Here is a 19,846-nt window from a genome sequence, read left to right on the forward strand (position 1 = left end):
CTTAGATCGCCTCATGTTTCGGAGGGCCATTGATGGTAGGCATTTTCGATTGCCGATTGCACCTTCCCGGACTGTTTCTGGCCGCAGGCATGGCGCTAAGTCCGCCTGCCTTTGCCAAAACCAAGGTGCTGACGAACGCCAGCATTCACACCGTCAATCCCAAGGCACCGACCGCCGAGGCCATGGCCATTGATGATAACGGCATGATCATTGCCGTTGGCGCGGTGCAGGATGTTGTGGCAGTCGCCGGCGAGGAAGCGGAGGTCATCGATCTCGGTGGCAAGATGGTGCTGCCGGGCTTCCAGGATGCGCATGTCCATCTCGTCGAAGCCGGCGTCAACGAGATCCTGTGCGAGTTCGGTCCCTTCGACGAGCTCGACGACACACTTGCAACGGTCGAGGCCTGTGTGAAAAGCAGCAAGACCGACTGGGTGCTCGGCTCTGGCGTCAGCATGACCAATCTGCTCGATCAGAGCGACAATCCGATCGCGCTGCTCGATGAGATCTCACCCGATCGCCCTGTCTTGATTCTTGATGATATTGGCCATGGCGCATGGGCCAATTCGGCCGCCATGCATGCTGCCGGCTATGATGCGATCGACGGCAATCCGCCCGGCGGCATCATCCTGCGCAACAGGAAAACAGGCAAGCCGAACGGTGTGGTATTGGAGAATGCACAGCAGAAACTGCGCAACCTGGCGTTCCCGGATACACCGGAGAATGTCGAGTTTGCCTATGAGAGCATGCTGCCGACGCTGAAGACCATGGCCAAGAACGGCATCACCACCGTGAGTGATGCGGGAGGTTTCTGGCCACAGGGGCATGTCAAGGTCTGGCAGAAGGCACTGGCCAACAACACGCTGACAGTCAGGGCCTCCAACGCGCTCTACGTCTACCCGGACATGCCTTTCGATGAGCAGGTCGCAGCGCTGACAAAGCAGTTCTCAAATGACCCGGACAGCTTGTTGCGCTTCAATCAGGTCAAAATCTATGTCGACGGCATTTTAGAACAGCGCACCGGCGCGGTTCTGGAACCTTATCGGCCGGGAGCAGGCATCGACCACGGTTTCGATCGCGGCTTTCTCTATTTCGACATCGACACGTTGAACCGCTATTCAAAGGTTCTGTCCGAAAAGGGATTTCAACTGCACTATCATGTGACCGGGGATCGTGGTGCACGGCTTGCTCTCGACGCGATCGCGCAAGCCGATGCTGCGCCCGGGCCGCACCGCCTGACGCATCTCTATCTGGTCGACAAGGCCGATCTGCCTCGCTTCAAGCAGTTGGGCGTGGTCGCCGATTTCCAGCTCGCCCCGAGTTCCGTCGATCCGGACTATGTACAGTTCATCCGCCAGTTCATCGGCGACAGGGCCGACACCATGATGCCCGCCGGCACGCTTCAGGCCATGGGGGCCGATGTGGTGATGAGCAGCGATTTCGACGCCGACGAGCTGTCGCCTCTGATCAAGATCCAGACCGCTGTCACGCGTCAGAAAGACGGTGCCCCTGACGTCGCTACCGCGATCGCCTGGATGACCATCAACCCGGCCCGCCTGTTGCATCAGGACAGGACGACGGGCTCGATCGAGGTCGGCAAGATCGCGGATCTTGCGATAATCGACCGCGATATCCTCAAGGTTCCGGTCAAGGCCATCGGCAACGCAAAGGTGGTTGCTACGGTTCTGCAAGGCAAACCTGTCTACGATCCTGACAAATTGCTCGGAGATTGACGGACGTTTCCCCTTGCTTGGCGCCGTCAGCTGTCGTCTGGCTGGCATCGCGTGAATGGAAGCAGTTCCTGCACGACCGGGCATTCGTTCTTCACTTCGTTGGCAAGGCCTGGACGCCATTCCACAGCAGCCAAAGCAACCCTGAAACGATGGACAGGATCACGGCCGCGCCGACCTTGCTCGATATGCCGGCCAGCGCTTGGCGGAAGTTCCGGAGGAACCGGAAATCCTCCCGAGCCTCAAATTGGTGTTCGGGCTCATCGATGCGCAATCCGGCGGCGGAAAGCTCCTCACGGATGGCTTCCTTGACGATGCGCTTCAGTTCGTCAGGATCGATGGACACATGTCTTGTCATGGCTTCCACCCGCACCATTTCTCACCAAGGGCATTGTGTTTGTTGATTTCATCCAGCCCGGCGCGAGGTGTCTCCGCCCGGGCATCCCGGCGTGGCGAATTGTATTCGCACCAGATCGAGCGTGGATCGGACGGCAGCGGCCCGTCTCGCTTGGTGACGCAACCCGCAAGGGCCAGCGCAGCAGCAAGGATCAATGCCTTGACCATCGCAGAGCTTCCTTCCGTGCTTCGTCCTCGGACAGGCTGGAAACGTGCCGTTCGATATCGGTGGCCTCCCGGTCCATCTCCAGGCGATCTTCGGCCGCCGCCAATTTCTCTTTCGCCTGTCGTCGCGTTCTGCCTCGGCGCCGGATTGCCGGAATTTCCAGCCGATGAAGATCGTGGCAACGGCACCGACGATTTGGGGCAGAATCTGAGCAGGAGCGCCAACATGGTTAACGGTCCCAGCCGAATTTGCGCGCCAGGCAGTAGGCTCCTTCGGTAGCTACTCCGACAAGCGTAGTCGCCACAACGGTACCCGCGGTCACCACATCAGGATCGTTCGAGAGCTGATCCCCGAGTTGGTAGCCAATGATGGCGCCCACGCCGTAGCGCAGAATGATGCGGACATACGGGCCCATGTCAGGCTCCTTTGACGGATTTGCTGAAAGCAGTGGCAAGCAGCGTGCGGATCAACCCCCAGAGCGTTGCCACAGGCAGGGTCGTTGGCCGTGGCATGGGAGGTTGCGTGGCGACGGGAATTGTCTTTGACGTCTCGAACGGATTTTCTGTCGAGGTCGTTACCGGCGACAGGTCGGCGTAGCCCGCTTCCCGCAACGCGATTTCGAACGCCTTGGCATAGCCGGCAACCAGCTTGCCGTTGACCTGGACATCTGCGTTGACGATCGATCGCGCCGCCACATAGTCATAGTCTGTCGGACGGGCCGACGATGAGACATCGAAATCGGCCAATTTCCTGCCTGTGAACATGCCGGCCCGCATGCCCTCGACAAGGATATGCGCCGAAATATCGGCGTCATTGGCTGCTTCGGGATCAGCAACCAGATCGACACCTACGAGTTTGGATGCCTTCCGATAGTTTTCCTCGCCTGTGAGCTGCGGCAGAGCGCGGCCGCGATAGCGCCAGCCGTCACCTGAGGCTTCCGGACCATTCCCCATGCGGTTGGCGTAGACACGATTGGCAAGGCTCCGGGGGTTGCCCACATAGGGGATGGCAGCAGCGGTGCTGCTGAAGCGCTTCGGCCAGACCTCCCGGATACGTGCGGCGCTGGTGTAATTCAGGTTTTCATTGACGGGCTGCATCTTGCCACCGGTCTCATGATAGGCGGTGGCCAGCACATAGGCGTGATGCTTCAGCGACAGGCCCGTGCGCTGGCCGGCATCAAGAATGACTTCCATGCCGGCGACCTGGCTTTGAGAGAGGGACGTGCCAAAAACACCGGACGTGCGAGCGCGAACGCTCGCGTAGAAACGCGATCGATCCATGGAACGAAGTCCTTTTGGGAGAGTGTCTAAAATCGGGTGCCGCCATGCGGCGGCAGTGGTCAGCGCGGCGTGCGGAAATAGGTTCGTAGTCTGTCCCGGTCGTTTTGGATTACGGTTCGCAACACGATGATGCCGCCAAAGAACGCGTGGGTATCAGGCGAGCCGGTGGACATATTCTGGGTGCCTATGGCGGGCACATAGGATATGTTGCCAGTGGCGGGGGCATTGTTCGCTGCAAGCGTACCCGCGGATCCATCCACTTGAAAATCGATGAAGTCGTTAGCGACAATTGCCGCTTGCTTAGTCTGCATATCGGCCCAATGAAATAGGTTTTCGCCGACGCTGGGCTTATAGTAAAATATCTGATCACCATCCCACCTGTACCGGCTCGACCAGTTTTTAACACCTGTCGTAGAACAACCGATGAGGATGTTATCAGTTGAATCTCGCGCGAGCCCTAAGGGGAAAGAGTTCCCAATTTCAAGCGATGCCTGAACACAATGTAGAGGGGACTGTTTTGCGCGTTGTAAACGATCGGACTGTTGAGCAGATTACCACTGATGAAACCGTTGTTGCTGGCGAGTTCAAGATAAGGAATCGCACCCACGCTCCTATAATAGGGGCAGTTGTCGCTAAGCAGCTGCACCAAGTGATGCCCGTTGCCGCTCTTGTCTAAAACGCGCGAAACCCGTTGGCCATCTGCAATCACCGGGATTGTTCCCCCAGTGTCTTGAAATAATGTGCTTCTGTCAGAAGGATCGTACCATGCCCCCTGTTCCCCGTTGACGAATAGGGCGGCGGGCGTAAACGATTGAGAAGGCCCGCTGATGCCCGCTCGGCGTGACTCGGTGAGACTGATGCCGGTACCGAGCAAGATAGTCATGGTTGAATCATCTCCCGCGTTTCGATGCGAGGGGAGAATGGGTCACATCACGGCAAATGCTGCGTCTACTTGCGGCGCAGTTGTGATTTCACCATTTTCAATTTTCTGAACAACAATTTGTTCGGCGTCGAAGCACCTTTTGACGTGCTGTAAGATCGCATTGCTTGCAGCCTGGATCGTTGCAGCGTTGAGTGCCCTCCAATTACCGTCTGCACACTTCCAGTTGATCGTAAATTGGGGGTCTTGGTCGGCTTGGTAACGTGCGGCGAAGGCCTTAACTTGTGAATCCCGGTCTGTCGCAAGCGGGATCGAAATATTTTCAAAAACAATTCCGGTGCCGCCCGTTTCAAGCCGCCATCGAACATCGGCGGCATATTGAGTTAGGTTCACCAATTCTAGATCCCCGGTTCCGGGATCCACCACGATCGGGACGATGGCCCACTGATCGGTCTCCCATTTCGCAGCTTCATTGGGCGCAAGCGACGGGGGAGCGATTTCAGTGGCAAAAGCGGGTATCAGGAATTCGCCCTCCCGCATGGGGTTTGGGTGTGCATCGGCGACGGCGGTGAGCAGTTTGGTGTTGATATCGAAATGGTACACTTCCATGACAGCCTCAATATTTGATGGCAGCGTAAAGGGGGATGTTGATGGGCTGGGTTTGCGTGCCACCGGCGTAACCCACGGTGCCCGAGTGAATATGGGCGCCATCATAGTCGGTTGCTGCCCACGCATTCAGAACGGTGGCGATGTTCGCTGCCGCATAGGTGCCAGTGTCCTGCCAGCCGCGATAGACTGGTTGGCGGTGATTGTGACTGCCGTTCGCGTCGATGGTCACAGTGTGATTGTGTGAGCGTATTGAGTCCGCATATTTGTAACCGAGCGAGCTGTTTGCCGGATCGATGCCCGATCCCATATCCTGCGCACGGACGAATGATCCATTGATCAGTGGAACACGGAAGGTGGCTGCACTGTAATCTGAGTATCGGCCATAGTACCCGGCCTGCCATGTCGATTCAGGTACCGTCATTCCGGTGTTTGATGCGGCTGCCCACAAGTCCGGATAGTCTGCTTTGAGGACGCCTGCGCCATTTGCCGGCAGCCAGCCGGCTGGAGCAGTTCCGAGCGCAAAAAAACCGATCATCCCAGCAGGAATGTTCCACAGTTGCCGGTAACGCCCGCTCTGCTCGTTCTCGAAGTAGAAGCCACGAAGAACCTGGTTGCCGCCCTCGTTGATACGGCCGAGTGCAATCGAGTCCTTGTTGGTCCCGGCCGGGACATGGAAAAATTCGATGCTATTGCCGCCACCGATGTTGCGCAAGCCGATCGCTTTGTTGCCGGCTGTCGCGTTCCATTTGCCGGAGATGTCGGATGCCTCGCCGCCAAACAGGATATGACCGAAGCCCGTCGCGTCCGCTCCAAGTGTGTTGGGATAAAGTCTATTGCCCGGATAGCCCCACTCGATCGCCCGACGTGGCGAATAGGAGATGATCTGAGCCGCTGTCGTAATGTTGGCTACATCAGTCGCGGCATAGCCGGACAAGAAGCGAGGCGCCTTGACATCGCCGTTGAACGTCGCACCCGTTAATTTGGCGACGTCGCCCTCGTAGGCGAACTTCTTCCAGGATGTCCAAGCGCCAACATAGCGACCGCGAATGTATGCATTCGAAACAGGAGAGGCATACGGCCAAGCCATTTGTGTGATCTGCGCACCGCTATATTCGAAATTCCAGACATAGAAGTAGGTGCCCTCGCCGGGTCCATTCTGGCTATTGCCCATATAGAGGGCGGGAGCGCATCCCGGAGCCACTAGGCTGTTCCAGTCCGCATTGTCGATGGTGCCGCTTGCGGCGGTAATGACGCCAGCGGTATTTTGCGCTGCCGGCAATCGGCCCTTGGTCAGGTTTGTTGCGTCGTCCGCGCCGATGGCCGTGCGAAACAGCACGTCACTGGCCTTGCCAACCAATGATCTCACGAAAGCCGAAAACCCCAGATTGGTCAGCGCGTCACCTGGCGTTTGTGCACCTGTGCCGCCGGCCGTCACCGGACGTGGATCGTTGGCGTCCTTCGCAAGGTCGTCCATCTGGCTGTTGTAAGGCGCTGATGCAATTGGCTCGTTCGGAACACCGTAGACGCCGGGCAAAAGCTGGTAGACGCCGTTCACACGGGGCATGGGCTGTCTCCTGTGCAGTCTTGGACAAGTGAGGTGTGGGCCGGACTTGCGTGCGAGAAACAGTCCGCGCGTGACCCGTGCGGATTGTTTTCTGCCTGGTCGAGGCCTGGCGAGCCACGTCGTTCGGCCTGGCTTTCAGGGCTGAATTGTTCGCTGGCTCAACTATCGAGCCATCATTTCCAAATCACATATACGGCGGATCGAGTTTCCATGTGCGTTCTGGGAACCAGCGAGCGAGGAGCAACGCGTCAGCGTCTGCTATCTGGGCCTGCTGTGCATTGAAGGCATTGTAGGGCGCGCGTCGCTTGGCCCGCTTGTCGCCGAAGAAACCAAGCAGGGGATCGAAACTCCGCCCAAGCCGCTTCATCAGGAACCCCCAGTGATCTGATCTGCCCAGATACATAGCTGCCCAAGGCGTATCGCCGGTCAGCTTATAATATTCGTCCATCGCCGGCTGTTCGACACCGAGCGGGCGCTTCCACCACGGTTTGCCCCAACTGAAATGGCGGATGTAAGCGTCTGCGTAGTGGATGTGACCGCTGAAGTTGGTCATGGCATTCCACTTGGGGTGGAGTGTTTGCCATCGGTTCATGAAAACGATGTTGAGCGCATCTTGATCATGTTGTTTGCAGATATTGCGGTGCTCTTCGGCAAAGCTGCGCGTCTTCTCGAAAAGCCGCTCACGCCGGATTGTATCGAGATCGAGGAGCATGACACCGGCATTGAAGTAAGGAGCACCCGCAGGCATCGACAGGCGTTTGCGGAACTCATCGTCAAAATAACGCTGATCGTCGTGTGCGGCCACCAGTGGCGCGATCATCTCTGTCTTTGCCAATGTCGCCAGATCCTGGTTCACGAGCACGTCGCAATCCAGATAGATCGCTCGATCGAACGGTTGCAATTCCGGCAAAACGTCCGCGAACAGGCGAAGATAGGTCGCGATACCAAGGCGGAACGTGTTGACGTTCAAGTCTTCGACATAGGCAGAGACGTCGATGATTTGCACTGCGTTGCCAAGCAGCCCACGCGCCACTTCGATGTCCTGATTTGGAATTCTCGTTGTTAAGATGAAGCCGTGCAAAGAGCTGGATAAACTCATTGCGCGCCGGGCTGCGACGACGGCATGAGGGAAGTATGTCGCGTCAGCAGCGAAGAAATAGCACGCCTTTGCCAAAAGGATTGCTCACCGTTCTGATATTGGACAGCGCGCCTGTTCTTTCAGCTTTGCAAAGGCAACTCAAGTCGCCTGCGGCATCGTAGCAACTCGGCATGAAGGGTCTCCCGTGCGGTTTTCAAATGAGAAGGATACCCTCGGCAAAGACGGGCCGCACAAAGCGAAGTCTCGAAGCCGGTTCGATCAAAGCCGCGATGCTTCGACATAGAAGTCGTCAATCTGTTGCGCGGTGAAGCCGAGTGCTGCGAATCCGGCTCGCGACATCGGGTCGGTTCGGACGAAAGTCGCCGCGCTCGCGTAGGCGATTTGGGTTGGAATGTCCTGCGCAGCAATCCAAGCCTCGATGGGGTTCTGCAAACCGGCGGCGTGCGCCTGTAGCTTGAACTGCCGGGACGACACGCGGTCGGGTATCTGCGGGGCGGGCGGCTCATAGGCCGCTATAGGTCCATAATCGCCGGCGACGGCCTTGTTCCACACATGCTGGACATGCGGCAGGTCGCCATCGCGAATGCTGGCATCAAAGGATGTTCCGTCCCGCAGTGTAACGTGCGCCACGAGGGTCGTGTTGTTCGGGCTCGCCCAGCGCAGCTGCGTCACGGCATCCGGGATCGTGATATCTTGCGTGTCCATATCGAGATTACCTCTACCAGGCTCGGACGAAGGTGACCGATCTGTTGTTGGCGACGTCGGTGGAGATGTTTCGCCAGGCTCCGCCGGGCTGTCGCCCCGTCGACTGCCCGTTCTGGTCTCCGATGCAGACGCGAAGCAGGCTGCCATCCACCACCGAATTGACGCCGATGGTGCTACCGCTGACATTGACCATTTCTACCTGGCTGCCGATGCTATCGCCGCCCAGCCCGGCCACGTAGCCGACTGTGGCTCTGCTTATGTAGTCAGAAAGATAACCGCCCCACGCCGATCCATAGACGTTGCCGTTCGTGTGGAGATAGGACGCGCCATTGCCTGAGTAGATGATGTTGTAAGCCCAGAGATTTCCGCTGGAGTCGACCCTTGCCTCGCCGGCCGAATTGCCAGGCCCCAATGGCCTGAGATACACGACTCCCGTTCCGTTTGGGCCCAGAACGGCATAGTTCGAGCCGCCATAAAAATAACCGCCGTTCACCAGAATGTGGCCGCCAGCTTCGATGTTGGCGGAAGTGTAGAGCTTGCCGGCGCCATACAGCGAATACGCATTTGCATAGCCAAGAATGCCGAAACTGTTCAGATCGGCCGAATATCCTAGCACGCCGCCGTAGCCTGCATTTGTCGATCGGCCGTAGATGCCATAATCGGCGCCCGAGGTAATGGCCTGCAGCGCCTTGCCGGACGTGCTCGAAACGTCGACCGGACCCTTGAAGACAGCTCCTGAGCTCAGCGCGGCTTGAACAATCGAAACAGAAACCTCCTTGGTGCGGCCGACGGGTTTTGCGCTGTTGGTGATGGTTGTCACCACGTTCCTGGCGGGGCGGTCACCTGCATTGCTGCCGACAACGCTGGCAAACACCGTATAGCCCTGCCAGTATTCCATGTAGGGCAGCCAGCAGCACAGGAAGCCGCCGGCATTGAACAGCCAGATCTCGGTGGGCTTTCTGCCGGTCGAGAGCGCCCCATGGTTGATGATCGCATTGCCATAGAGATAGCCCTGAATCTTGATGTCGAACGGCACCAGCGAGCTGTACGAATTGCCGACGATCTCGATCAGGAACGCGTCACCCTCCGAGACCGCCGCGGGGATACTGGTCGTGATCAACGTGCCGTTGGTGAAATCACGCCCGGAAATCCAGCCAGTCAGGTTCTTCTCGACGAGCCCGTCGAGCTTGGTCTTGTCGGCCGAAGACATGAAACCGCTGGCGCTGCCCGTTGCGGCAGCATGAAGATTGCCGCCGGAGAGCTGGCCGTGGCTGGCATCGGATATTCGTCCGGCCGGCAGGGTGCCTTTGGTCAGGTTTGTCGCATCGTCGGCGCCGATGGCCGTGCGAAACAGGACATCGCTGGCTTTTCCGACAAGCGACTTGACGAAAGCCGTGAAACCGAAATTGGTCAACGCCTCGCCAGGGGTCTGTGCACCTGTGCCTCCGGCCGCCATCGGCCGCGGATCATTGGCATCCTTTGCAAGGTCATCCAACTGGCTGTTGTAGGGAGCAGAGGCGATCGGCTCATTGGGAACACCGTAGACGCCCGGCAAAAGCTGGTAGACGCCGTTCACGCGCGGCATGGACGATCTCCTCTGCAGTTCATGGATAGGCCCTCAGGGCGATGCCGGAGGCTATGTCGTGATCGTCGGCGAACACTCAAGGTCACGCGATGCAACGTATTCATCGTGTGGGGATAGTCCCTGATGAGTGGCCGTAGGCGGCAACTCATCTATCGAGTAGCCCTCATCACTCACGCAATGGATCGCTCAGCGCCTTTCGGCTGAGGACATAAGCAACGCCCTGGCGACACGATCGACCTTCGACGCCGGCCAGCTGAGGCCGCCAGCGAGCAAGGCGTCCAGGGCCGGGCTGTTCCGACTGGTCAGGCCTGCCGCAACCCGCGCGCCGTCCTCGCCCTTCGACGCGGTCACGATGTTGTCAGCGCCTCTGAAAGCAAATCCATTCGCCTTGCCAGGACTGTCATTTGCGCCGGTACGGGCGAACAGCCCTGGTTCATCTGATACTTTCGCCGCAGTTGCCGGAGCTGTTGCGGGTTTCGACGCAAGCGGCGCCGAGACGGCTTCACCCGCTTCGGCCTTCTCCGCCCCAAGCAGTGAACCGCCGCCGATACTCGCGGCAGCCAGGCTGTTGAACTGGATGATCTTGCTGAGTTCGGGATGTGAATTCACATATTCGCGGATGCGGGCTGCGGTTTTGGGAGCGACGGTCTTCAGCCAATTCGGATCGACCATATAGGCACGGCTGGCCTCGGCGATGTATTCGCGCGGCACTTCATCGCCTCGATACCGAAGGTGCTGAGGGCCGGTAAAATTCCTGGTACGCTCCTGTCCGGTGAGCAATGCGTCATAGACGAATGCAAGTTCACGGGAGAGGCCTGCCACGGGGATTTCGCCCGCCATCTGATCGATGACGTGACCGACCTCATGGGCGAGAACCCTGTCTCTCTGTTGGGGGGGCAGATTTTCCGAGATGAAGATTTTTTCGGGACGACGGCTGTATCGGTTGAGGGTGACACGGCCCATATCAGATCCGAGCCCGGTCGGCCCACGCTGCGGAACCTCCGTAATTGGTCGGCCCGTCGCTTGCGTGCCAATGGATCGGATTTCGGTGGGTGACAGTGCAGTATTTGCCCCACCCACCAGTCGTCGGCCGGCAATGTATCTTGCGACGAGGGGTCTTCCCTCGATGTCCCGCGTAAGATTTCCGGCTTCATCCGCCAGCGCTCCGGTTGGGTAGTCGACGTGGAACGGTCGCGGGTTTTTCGCACGTGGATCATACACGCTCGCGACCCTGCTGCCAACGTTTGCGAAGGGTCTCGCACCCTTCGCAAACTTTGCAGCGGCCCGAAAAGCAACACCTGCAGGGATGATGCTCGCGGCATCGAGAGCCGCCTGGCCGTAGTTGCCGTCCCGGGCACTCCGGACCATCTCGTCGGCGGAGAACACGGTGCCGGCGGGCGTAAGATCAGACAAGGAATATCCGGTGCCGCCGATGCCGGCCGATCCGACCAGGCCGGAAATGACGTCGCGATAGTAGCGGCTTGGTTTCCCTTCACCGATCAGGGCGGCGGCAACCCGATCGCGCCAGGTGGGATCATAGGCGCGCAGCTCGTTTGACATCGGCGAATCCTTTCGTTCTGGTCGTCCTGGCCGTCTTTCGCCCCGTGCCGTCATGGGTCGGTCACATCGGCAGATCGGAGGCGTGACAAAAAGAGGGTCGGTGCCGGTCAGGCCAATTGGCCCTTAACGACCGTTCGGGAATGTACTACCGTTCACTGAAGGTCGGAGGAGAGAATGATCGCAAGGGTTCGGGGAGCTGCCGCCAAGCCGGCTGCAACAATGCCATGAAGAAGACAAACCCATTCATCTGGGGTGCTGTCGCGGCCGTGATTGCCGTTGGCTTGTTGTCCCTTTATCGTCTGATTGGAATGCCGCCATCCAGCAACACATTGCTTCAGAGCCCGATTTCGACTGCCGTCGTTTCCTTCTTCTGGGGATGCGTGGCCGGGTACGCCAAGAACTGGTACGGCAACCGGCTCAATCGGCGGTAGCCGTTGGCCGGCCACCGGTCAGCGCGTCGTAGACGGGATTTCCGGTGGCTTTCCTGAAAGGCTCCATTGGCCGCGGCCTCTTCATCACAGAGGGACCTTTGAAGGCCCGTCTCACATAGTCCACTGCGGCCGGCGCGGACAGGGACGCTAAATCGCCGGCTTTTTCGTACATTGCCTCCAGCAACGCCTGCCGCTTCTCAAGCTCTGGAACGGCTTCGTAGACCGGCCTGGCAGCACGGCCGCCCATTTCAAACGGGACATTTCCGATCCGTCCTCCAATGAATTTGCCGAGAAGTTCGGCGTAAGCGTTGTCGGGCGCAACATAGTCTGCAAAGGCGGCGCCGGCACCGCTTCCAAGCCCGCTGTAGAGGGCCTTCAACGTCTCGCGGATTGGCGCTTCGGCCTTTGCGATGCCACCCATGCTGGTAAGAAGCGCGCTGATAGCTTCTTCGGACAGTCGTCGACCGAGCTGCTTGTCGGGATCATCCGTTGGTGGTTTGATCGATCCGATCTCTTCGAGGCTGCGCAGCAGGCCGGCACTACCGCCGAAAGGTTCTGGCGAAGGCTGGAAATCCGTACCCGCGATGGCATTGATGCCATGCATTGCCGGGCCGACGATGTAGTTGTTGGTCAGGTCGACTGGTGCCCCCAATGTCTTGGCGATTCCTTCATTGGCACCGGATGTGAGCTGGGCGAACCAGCTGTTGCCATAGTCGTCAGCCGGCGCGGGCCGGCTTCCCTGTTGCGCGCGCCTGCTCTGCAGTTCTCGGCGTGCCAGCTCGCGTCGGGCTTCGTCAGCGGTTACCATTTGCAGTGATCTCCAGGTTTGTATTGTTCATTTCCAGGATCGGTTCTGGGTGCGGGCTTCGGGGCGTGCGCCTGAGTGCATCGGACAAGACGCGCTCCTGCTGTGGTTCCAGCAAGGATCGCTAGCGCGAGCCACTGACGCGCTGGATCTCGCGCTCCACCAACCCGCGCTGCGTTGTGTTCAGCCAGGGATTTTGCAGCGCGTTGAGCAGCATCGGTAGCGTCGGCCCTTTCGACGCGTTGAATGTATCCGTGGTGCCTCCGGCGGCGGCGGGAAGTTGTGACAGGTCGAACTGATCGCCCTGCGGAGGCTGCGCGGGCGCGTTGCCTTGCTGCATCGCTGCGGGTTGAGGCGCCGTTCGCGCAACTCCGGGAACCGGGAGGTCTTGCATTGACCTTGGCGCCTGCGTGCCAGAAGCGGCAGGCCCGGCAGTTCCGATCCCCTGGAACGGACTGATACCCGCTGCCCTGGAACCGTACCATTGTCCCCAGCCCTGTTTTCCGGCTGTATCGAGGGCGAAATCGATGCCTTGCCGCCAGTTGGCCGTGTCGGCCGGATCGAGACCGGTGGCATCGATGAAGCGATTGCCGACGCCTTCCGGGAAACCCGTTCCCTTGCCGCCGACGAGAAGCTGGTATGGCCCGTAGCTCGGCTCGCGCACGCCTTTCCTGGTGACGTTCGACTGCCAGGTTCCGTGCTGAAGCCCTTCCGAGCGTGCCACGCGCACCGCGACGTCGGGATCGATGCCGCGCTGCCCGGCTGACTGGCGGATATAGGCTTCCATCGTCGGCACGTCCGGTAGCCCGCCATCATCGGTGGCTGCTCCCGCCGCGTCCGCTCTCGCGAAATCGAACCGGCTCGGCGCATTCGGGTTGTCGGGTTTCGGAATCGGCCTGCCGGCCAGTGCCTGCGCGACCTTGGACGCTCCGCCCGGAGGCGGTGGGAAGGCGCCGGGACCACTCATCGCGCCGGCAATCGGATTGAAGGCGGCCGTGGCACTGTCGCGGCCGGCTTTCTCGCTGGCACGGATATCGCTCATCATCGCGCGATAGAGCAATGCCCGGCCGATGGCGTTCAGACCCGAGCCGAGATCGGTCGGCATCGGCTGGTCGGTCAGCAGGCTGTTGGCCGAGGCCCGCGCTTTCGCCAGCTCTTCGGGCGTTTCGTATTGCTGGCCTTTGCCGAAGATGAAGGAAAGGGTCATCAGAGCGGGATCCTTTCGCTGCGTTGGAGGCCGAGGCCGAAAAGCCCCGACAGCGGGCTGGCGCCCGGAGCCGGCGGGAAGCTGCCGTCCCTGTTCTGGCGGTAGATCAGCGCCTGGCCGATCGCCGAGAGGCCGCTGCCGATGTCCGTCGGCATGTTGGTGGCCAGCGCCATCTGCGCCTGGCTCTGTTCTTCCGGCGTCATCGGCGGGCGCGGCTTGTTGCCGTCGAAGATGAAGTTCACCATGATGCCTGCCCCAGTCCGAACAGGCCGGGAAGCACCTTGGCGTAGTCGACATGCTTGACGCCGCCGACCTCGATCACCGCGCCAGGGTGCGTCTTCTCCACGTCCTGCGCCATCACCCCGACATGCTTGGGCGCATCGCTGTCCTCGCCACGGTAGCGGAACTCGTAGATGTTGGTGCCATCAATGCGGCCGCGCTTCCTGATGTCCTTCTTGGCCCTGCGGTCGGACTTCATGATCGCCGAAGCGCCAAGGCCGAAAAGGCCGCCGAAAAGGCTGTTCTGCGCCGCCACCTGCTGGTTGTAGATGCCGAGCTTCTGGTTGTAGTTCTGATTGACCAGGCCGGCATAATCCACGGTCGGAATGTTCGGCATGTTGGTGTTGACGAAGTTCGGGTTCTGCACCTGCGCGCCGGACAGCAGCGAGGTGATTTCGTTGATCGGCTGGGCTCGCCGCGCATAGGCTTCCTGCAGCGCCATCTGCCGCTGCTGGTTGGCGGCGTTGAACTGCGCGAGCTGGGCATTCATGCGCTGGTCCTGCAGCGCGTTGTTCTGCCCGGTCACGCTGTTCTGGTTCTGGAACATCTGCTGTCTGGCGGTGTTGCCGAATTCGCCCTGCGCACTGTTCTGCATGAACTGCTGCTGTTGCGCGGCGTTCTGGAAGCCGGCGCGCTGCGCGTCGAGATTGGCAAGCCGGCTCTGTTCCTGGCCGGATGCCAGCAGCACCGACGTGCGCTGGTCGTTCACGCCCTGGTTGAACTGGTTCATCGCCGTGTCATAGGCGGTGGAGCCGATGCGGATGCCCTGGTTGGCCAGCGAGGTTTCCAGCGAGGCACGCTGCCGGTCGAGTTCCGGGTTGAGACGCGAGAACATCGCGTCCCGCACTTCCTGCGTGTTGCTAGCGTAGCCGTCCTTCGGCCCGTAGTCCTTGGTGATCTGCCCGGCATCGGCGATCTGCGTGTTCAACTGCGGTCCGGACTGGAACTGCTGGTATTGTTGCGTGCCGATCTTGGACGCATCGCCGCCGGCAGGCAGGTTGCTGAAGTCCATCGGCTTGTTCAGGTAGTCGGCAAGGAACGCGGATTGCTGGTTGCCGATCTTCGCGAGATTGCCTTGCGCCTGCTGCGACTGATCGAAGATAGCCTGCTGCGACGGGCTCAGCGTCTGCGTCGCCGTGTAGGTGGGAACATCGATCGTCTTGCCCGTGGTCGGGTCGGTGAACTTGTGTGTTCCCGACTGGTTGTAGGTCAGGTTGCCGTAGGGCGTGACCTGGTTGACGTTGCCGAGTGCGGCATTGGCGATCGACGTCGACACATTGGTGCCCGTCTGCGCGGCTGCCGTTTCTTTCGGATCGGGCGGCGTCGGTGCTTTCGGCTTACCCATTGGCAGCAAGCTCCTTCCTGTGAAATCCGTTGGCCCGCCAGGCGTCGTCGGTCAGCGCGAAGACGTGCCCGTCTTCGTGCCGGCCGTAGAGGCGGGGGATGGTGTGTCTGTCGAAGCCGTAGGCTTTGAGCAGGCGCGGCAGTCCGCGCCCGTTCCACTGTTCGTTGCGCTGCGAAACGCGCATCAGCAGCATCTGGCAGCCGATGCCGACAAAGGGGTAGGAAAACATCTGCCAGAGCACCGGCCTTGTCAGCCAGCGCGGCGTGTCGGCCGCGCCGGAGATCTCGATGACGCCATGTTCCGGTTCCCAGTTGTGATAGACAATGCCGGCGACGAGTTTTTCGCCGTCGAGCACGCCCATGGCGCGACACGTCTCGAAGCCGCGCTCGCAGCCTGGTATGTGCCGGGCGACCCATGCCGCCACGGCCTCGTCATGGCCCCAGAACGGTTGCATCGATGGACGGCCCTAAAGCGCCGGCGCGCCCGTTTCGAACGACACGTCGACGCTGACCAGCTCGACCATCGGCGCCGAGGATTGCGCGCCGGTCACCTGCAACTGCCACTGGAAGACATAGCCGGTCATGCCGATGCTGGTCTTGACGATGTCGGGAAAGGCACTCGCCATCGTCGCGTCCCACAGCGCCTGGTCCCAGCGGCCGGATCCCCAGATGCCGACAGGCGGAACGTCCGGGGCGGGATTGGGCGGCGCCGGCAGCTTGACGCGATAGTCCGTCGAGCCGGAAAGCTGGATCTCGTTCGGCGTCGCCCGTTTCAGCGTCGCCTGCGCCTGCAGGATCGTCTTCAGCACGCCAGATGTCTCGAGATGGTCGGGATTGGCGACACAGGTGTAGTAGATCGGCACGCCGTCATCGGTGCCGGTGACTTCGGTGTCCTTGACCTTGCCCTTGTTCGTGCCGAACACCACTTCGCCATTGTGGAAGATCAGGCAGCGCGCATCCCAGCCGGTGAAAGTGCACCAGGCACCGGTTTCGGTGTTCAGCACATAGCACAGGCCCTGCTGGCTTCCGTTGGTCACCGGCAGGCTGATGATGGCATAGGCGCGTTCCGGCCATTTGACGATCTCCCACGGCAGCGACCGCCGTGCCTTGGCTTCCCTGCGCCAGTCCGGCGAAATCGCCCGGCTGACGGAGGACTGGTCCAGCACGGAGATGTCCTTGGTGATCGCCTGGGACAGCGGCAGCAGGCCCATCTCGGTTGCGATCAGCAGATCCCCACCCACGCGCATCGTGGCGCGTGGGCCGAGCGGCCGGGCGAGGTCGTAACGGCCGACCAGCACGAAGCCCGCCGCCGTTGCCGGATCGCCGCCCTGGTAGACGGCGATCTCGCCCTGGTTGGTGACGAACACGCATTTGTCGTCAAGGCCGTCGCCGGCATCGACCGACCAGGATGCGCCGAACATCAGTGAGCCGCCGCGCTGGAACACGCCGTTCAGGTCGATGGTGCCGAGCGCCCCGGCAATGCTGGCGACGGGCAGGTAGCGTGCCCTGAGCCCGCCGCCCTCGATGAAGAACTGCCGGTTGCGGTACACCCACACGAAGGAGAGCGTCGCCGTCGAACCGCCGGTGATGGCCGGGCTCGACGTGTCGGTGATCTTCTTCCAGCCGCTGCTCGGATGATAGAGCAGCAGCGCATCGGTGCCGTTCACTGCGGTCAGGTATTCGTCACCCGAGGTGGTGAAGTTGACGAAGGAATAGTAGCCGCTCGTCTGCCCCGATACTGCCGCCGGTGGCGGCACGTTCGGATTGGCCACCGTCGTCACGTCGAAGATGTCCGTGCGCGTCGCCGCGAACAGCTTCTTCTGCGTGGCGTTGTAGGAGATGAAGCTCTCGACCGGCTTCGTTCCGTCCGAGATCGTGGCGCGCGTCTTGCTGCCGCCGCGCTGCACGATGCCGGTGTTGGTCGGGCGCCAGTTCTCGAGCCGCATGGCGGTGCCTTGCGGCATCGAGGCCAGGTTGCCGGCGGTGAACCAGCCGGCCATCGGCGCGGGCAGGGTGGTCATCTGCGCGCGGCGGGTACGGGCCGGTTGTGCCAGCCGTGCGAGAGTGGCGCTTTTCATCGGTCTGCCCCTCAGCCCTGTCCCGTCACCGTGCCCGGCCATGTGATGCGGCCGTTCCGGCTCACCGGCAGGTTGCCCGACAGCACTGGTTTCGAACCGCCGTCGCTGTCGCTGGCCTGGTCGAAGGCGATTTCGTAGTCGGAAAGTTCCGCCGCGAAGTCCTGTGCCTGCAACTGCTTCCACAGCGCGATGATCGCCAGGCGCAGCAGGCGCTCGTCGAGCAGGAACGTGTCCTCGTCCGCCGTGAAGGCGGCTTTCGGCGTGCCGTCGCTTGCTCGCACGATCTGTTTCGAGATGTAGAAGAATTTCGCCTTCTCGCCTGCCGCCATCACCGGCTGGATGTGCATCTGCCCGCCATGCATGGTCCATGCGCCGGCGAGCGGCGCGATCGTCGTGAACTCGAACGACAGCCAGTCGTCGCTGTCGACGATATGGGTCATGTCCCAGCGATAGCGCGACGACCACAGGTTTGCCTTCTTCAGCATGCGCGAAAAGCTCGCCGGCAAATCGAAGCCTTCGGCCGTGCCGTTGCCGGAGATCTCGGCGACCTTGCGCAGCACCTGCCAGTCGAAGCCGCCGGCGATCAGCCGGGCAGCCTCGTTGGCCAGCAGCTGCAGCTGCTGCCACGTCCTGGTGGTGCCTGCCGCCGTCGAGAAGAAGGCGGGCGGAATGGCTTCGCCCACCGCCACGCAGACTTCCTTGAGCACGTCGCCGATCGCCATGGTCAGGCTGCCTCGGTCAGCGCCGCGCGCAACTTCGGTGCCGCCCAGCGCCGGTCATAGTCTATGCCCTTGGCGTCGAGTTGAGCGCGCAGGCTGGTCAGCTCCTCGCTCGCTGGAACTTCGACATGAGCCGGGGCAGGTTTGGCGCGGCTGTCCAGCAGCTTTTCCAGCTCCATCAAGCGCTCCTTCAGGTCGCTGATCTCCTCGTCCTTCTTGGCTTCGCGCTCGGCGGCGGCCGAACTGTCGAGATTGCCCAGGAACACGGCCGCCTGTTTGATCAGGTCGCGCATGCTGGGCAGCGGCACGCGCCCGATCTGCGTTTCGGCGAGATCACGGATCTCCTCGACCGACTGGATGCCGACCTGGCGGAAGATCCTGACCTGCTCTTCGTTGAGCGCCGGCCAGGCCGTCAGCGGCGTGCCCGAGGTCGGGATCTCCTTGCCGGCCTTCCAGGCTTCGTAGGCCGGCCGGATCTTCTCCCAGCGCGCGGTCATGAAGGCGAGCTTGGTGCCGTCGAGGTCGTCGCCATGGCGATCGGGATCGGGGATGAGGTGCTTGACGCGCTCCACCGTATGCGTGCCGAGCGGGCTGTGGCCGGGCGCGTAGATCGCCCAGTCGACCTCCTGCGGCTCGATCAGGCGCTTGCCGGCCGCGTTCAGCAGGAAGCCCTGCGGGTCGGCCTTGTCCGCGAGCGGATCGGTGCTGCGCACCGGCAGCTTTTCATAGGTGGTCCTGAAACCGATCAGTCGAATGACCGGCTTGTCGTTCTCAGCCATGGTGGCCTCCTTGGAAGGTGAGCGGATAGGAGGGAGGCGGGCCCGAAGGCCCGCCTCTGATGTTGATGTCTGCTGTGTCCGGTCGACCTCTCAGCCTTGCTGCGCATAAGGTCCCCCTCTCCATCCCGATTTTGCCGAGCCACCTCTCCCCCGCCTTTGGCAGGGGCGATGAACTGCAGCTCAAGCGGTGGCGCTTGTGGCCGCTTAGCCGCCGGAGGAGCAGTGACGGAGAGGGGGCCTTCGCGCCCGATGCCGTGCCCAGCCGGGGAGCGATGGGTCGGCAGGGGCAGGGGGAGCCGCGTAGCGGCGACAGCGCGAGGACGAACAGCGTTAGGATACGGTCAGGGACCGCGAGCACGACCGTGCGCCGCGCCTTGTGGCGCGCCCGGTCCGGAGCGAGCCGCGTAGCGGCGACAGCGCGAGGACGAACGGCGTTAGGATACGGTCAGGGACCGCGAGCACGACCGTGCGCCGCGCCTTGTGGCGCGCCCCGTCCGGAGCGAGCCGCGCAGCGGCGACAGCGCGAGGACGAACAGCGTTAGGATACGGTCAGGGACCGCGAGCACGACCGTGCGCCGCGCCTTGTGGCGCGCCCCGTCCGGAGCGAGCCGCGCAGCGGCGACAGCGCGAGGT

General features: G+C 61.3%; 20 protein-coding genes. 1 reads left to right on the forward strand and 19 read right to left on the reverse strand.

Going from position 1 to position 19,846, the window contains the following annotated elements; translation table 11 throughout:
- The first annotated feature begins 32 nt into the window (after positions 1-32).
- Entirely contained in the window at positions 33-1,730 is a 1,698-nt protein-coding gene (locus tag ACFWYE_RS14945) for an amidohydrolase (protein WP_379112339.1), read from the forward strand.
- Positions 1,731-1,821: 91 nt separating this feature from the next.
- Here ACFWYE_RS14945 and ACFWYE_RS14950 read toward each other — a convergent pair whose 3' ends face one another.
- The 19 genes from ACFWYE_RS14950 to ACFWYE_RS15040 form a co-directional block, all read right to left on the reverse strand.
- On the reverse strand, positions 1,822-2,085 hold the full coding sequence (locus ACFWYE_RS14950) for a hypothetical protein (RefSeq protein WP_379112340.1): 264 nt from the start codon (positions 2,083-2,085) through the stop codon (positions 1,822-1,824).
- Complete coding sequence (locus ACFWYE_RS14955) at positions 2,082-2,291, reverse strand: hypothetical protein (RefSeq protein WP_379063946.1); 210 nt, start codon at positions 2,289-2,291, stop codon at positions 2,082-2,084. The genes ACFWYE_RS14950 and ACFWYE_RS14955 overlap by 4 nt, the downstream gene beginning before the upstream one ends.
- 227 nt (positions 2,292-2,518) lie before the next feature.
- Complete coding sequence (locus ACFWYE_RS14960; RefSeq protein ID WP_379112342.1) at positions 2,519-2,704, reverse strand: hypothetical protein; 186 nt, start codon at positions 2,702-2,704, stop codon at positions 2,519-2,521.
- Position 2,705: 1 nt separating this feature from the next.
- Positions 2,706-3,569, reverse strand: a complete 864-nt coding sequence (locus tag ACFWYE_RS14965; RefSeq protein ID WP_379063940.1) for a hypothetical protein — start codon at positions 3,567-3,569, stop codon at positions 2,706-2,708.
- A gap of 457 nt (positions 3,570-4,026) precedes the next feature.
- Positions 4,027-4,452 (reverse strand): hypothetical protein, encoded by a 426-nt coding sequence (locus ACFWYE_RS14970; RefSeq protein ID WP_379112344.1) that lies wholly within the window; start codon positions 4,450-4,452, stop codon positions 4,027-4,029.
- Positions 4,453-4,494: 42 nt separating this feature from the next.
- On the reverse strand, positions 4,495-5,058 hold the full coding sequence (locus ACFWYE_RS14975) for a DUF4376 domain-containing protein (RefSeq protein WP_379112346.1): 564 nt from the start codon (positions 5,056-5,058) through the stop codon (positions 4,495-4,497).
- 7 nt (positions 5,059-5,065) lie between these two features.
- Complete coding sequence (locus ACFWYE_RS14980) at positions 5,066-6,622, reverse strand: tail fiber protein (protein ID WP_379112348.1); 1,557 nt, start codon at positions 6,620-6,622, stop codon at positions 5,066-5,068.
- Between the two features lie 184 nt (positions 6,623-6,806).
- The gene (locus ACFWYE_RS14985; RefSeq protein ID WP_379063930.1) at positions 6,807-7,796 is read right to left on the reverse strand and encodes a glycosyltransferase family 8 protein; all 990 of its coding nucleotides are present in this window, start codon (positions 7,794-7,796) and stop codon (positions 6,807-6,809) included.
- Between the two features lie 183 nt (positions 7,797-7,979).
- Positions 7,980-8,426: a hypothetical protein gene (locus ACFWYE_RS14990; protein ID WP_379112350.1), complete on the reverse strand. Its 447-nt coding sequence runs from the start codon at positions 8,424-8,426 to the stop codon at positions 7,980-7,982.
- 13 nt (positions 8,427-8,439) lie between these two features.
- Positions 8,440-10,011: a hypothetical protein gene (locus ACFWYE_RS14995; RefSeq protein ID WP_379112351.1), complete on the reverse strand. Its 1,572-nt coding sequence runs from the start codon at positions 10,009-10,011 to the stop codon at positions 8,440-8,442.
- Positions 10,012-10,197: 186 nt separating this feature from the next.
- Positions 10,198-11,571, reverse strand: a complete 1,374-nt coding sequence (locus ACFWYE_RS15000) for an ImmA/IrrE family metallo-endopeptidase (protein WP_379112352.1) — start codon at positions 11,569-11,571, stop codon at positions 10,198-10,200.
- Between the two features lie 417 nt (positions 11,572-11,988).
- Positions 11,989-12,810, reverse strand: coding sequence for a hypothetical protein (locus tag ACFWYE_RS15005; protein WP_379112353.1), 822 nt, complete (start codon positions 12,808-12,810; stop codon positions 11,989-11,991).
- A gap of 121 nt (positions 12,811-12,931) precedes the next feature.
- Positions 12,932-14,014: a hypothetical protein gene (locus ACFWYE_RS15010; protein WP_379112355.1), complete on the reverse strand. Its 1,083-nt coding sequence runs from the start codon at positions 14,012-14,014 to the stop codon at positions 12,932-12,934.
- Complete coding sequence (locus tag ACFWYE_RS15015; RefSeq protein WP_379112356.1) at positions 14,014-14,259, reverse strand: hypothetical protein; 246 nt, start codon at positions 14,257-14,259, stop codon at positions 14,014-14,016. The genes ACFWYE_RS15010 and ACFWYE_RS15015 overlap by 1 nt, the downstream gene beginning before the upstream one ends.
- Complete coding sequence (locus ACFWYE_RS15020; protein ID WP_379112358.1) at positions 14,253-15,638, reverse strand: tail fiber domain-containing protein; 1,386 nt, start codon at positions 15,636-15,638, stop codon at positions 14,253-14,255. Before ACFWYE_RS15020 ends, ACFWYE_RS15015 begins: the two co-directional genes overlap by 7 nt.
- Positions 15,631-16,092, reverse strand: coding sequence for an N-acetyltransferase (locus tag ACFWYE_RS15025; protein WP_379112360.1), 462 nt, complete (start codon positions 16,090-16,092; stop codon positions 15,631-15,633). Before ACFWYE_RS15025 ends, ACFWYE_RS15020 begins: the two co-directional genes overlap by 8 nt.
- A 12-nt stretch (positions 16,093-16,104) precedes the next feature.
- Positions 16,105-17,715, reverse strand: coding sequence for a hypothetical protein (locus tag ACFWYE_RS15030; RefSeq protein WP_379112362.1), 1,611 nt, complete (start codon positions 17,713-17,715; stop codon positions 16,105-16,107).
- Positions 17,716-17,726: 11 nt separating this feature from the next.
- Positions 17,727-18,437 carry a hypothetical protein gene (locus ACFWYE_RS15035; RefSeq protein ID WP_379112363.1) on the reverse strand — a complete coding sequence of 237 codons (711 nt, stop codon included), beginning with the start codon at positions 18,435-18,437 and terminating at the stop codon, positions 17,727-17,729.
- A 2-nt stretch (positions 18,438-18,439) separates the two neighbouring features.
- On the reverse strand, positions 18,440-19,213 hold the full coding sequence (locus ACFWYE_RS15040; protein WP_379063906.1) for a hypothetical protein: 774 nt from the start codon (positions 19,211-19,213) through the stop codon (positions 18,440-18,442).
- Between the last annotated feature and the right edge of the window lie 633 nt (positions 19,214-19,846).

It is taken from the genome of Mesorhizobium sp. NPDC059025, assembly GCF_042739655.1.
GTDB lineage: Bacteria > Pseudomonadota > Alphaproteobacteria > Rhizobiales > Rhizobiaceae > Mesorhizobium.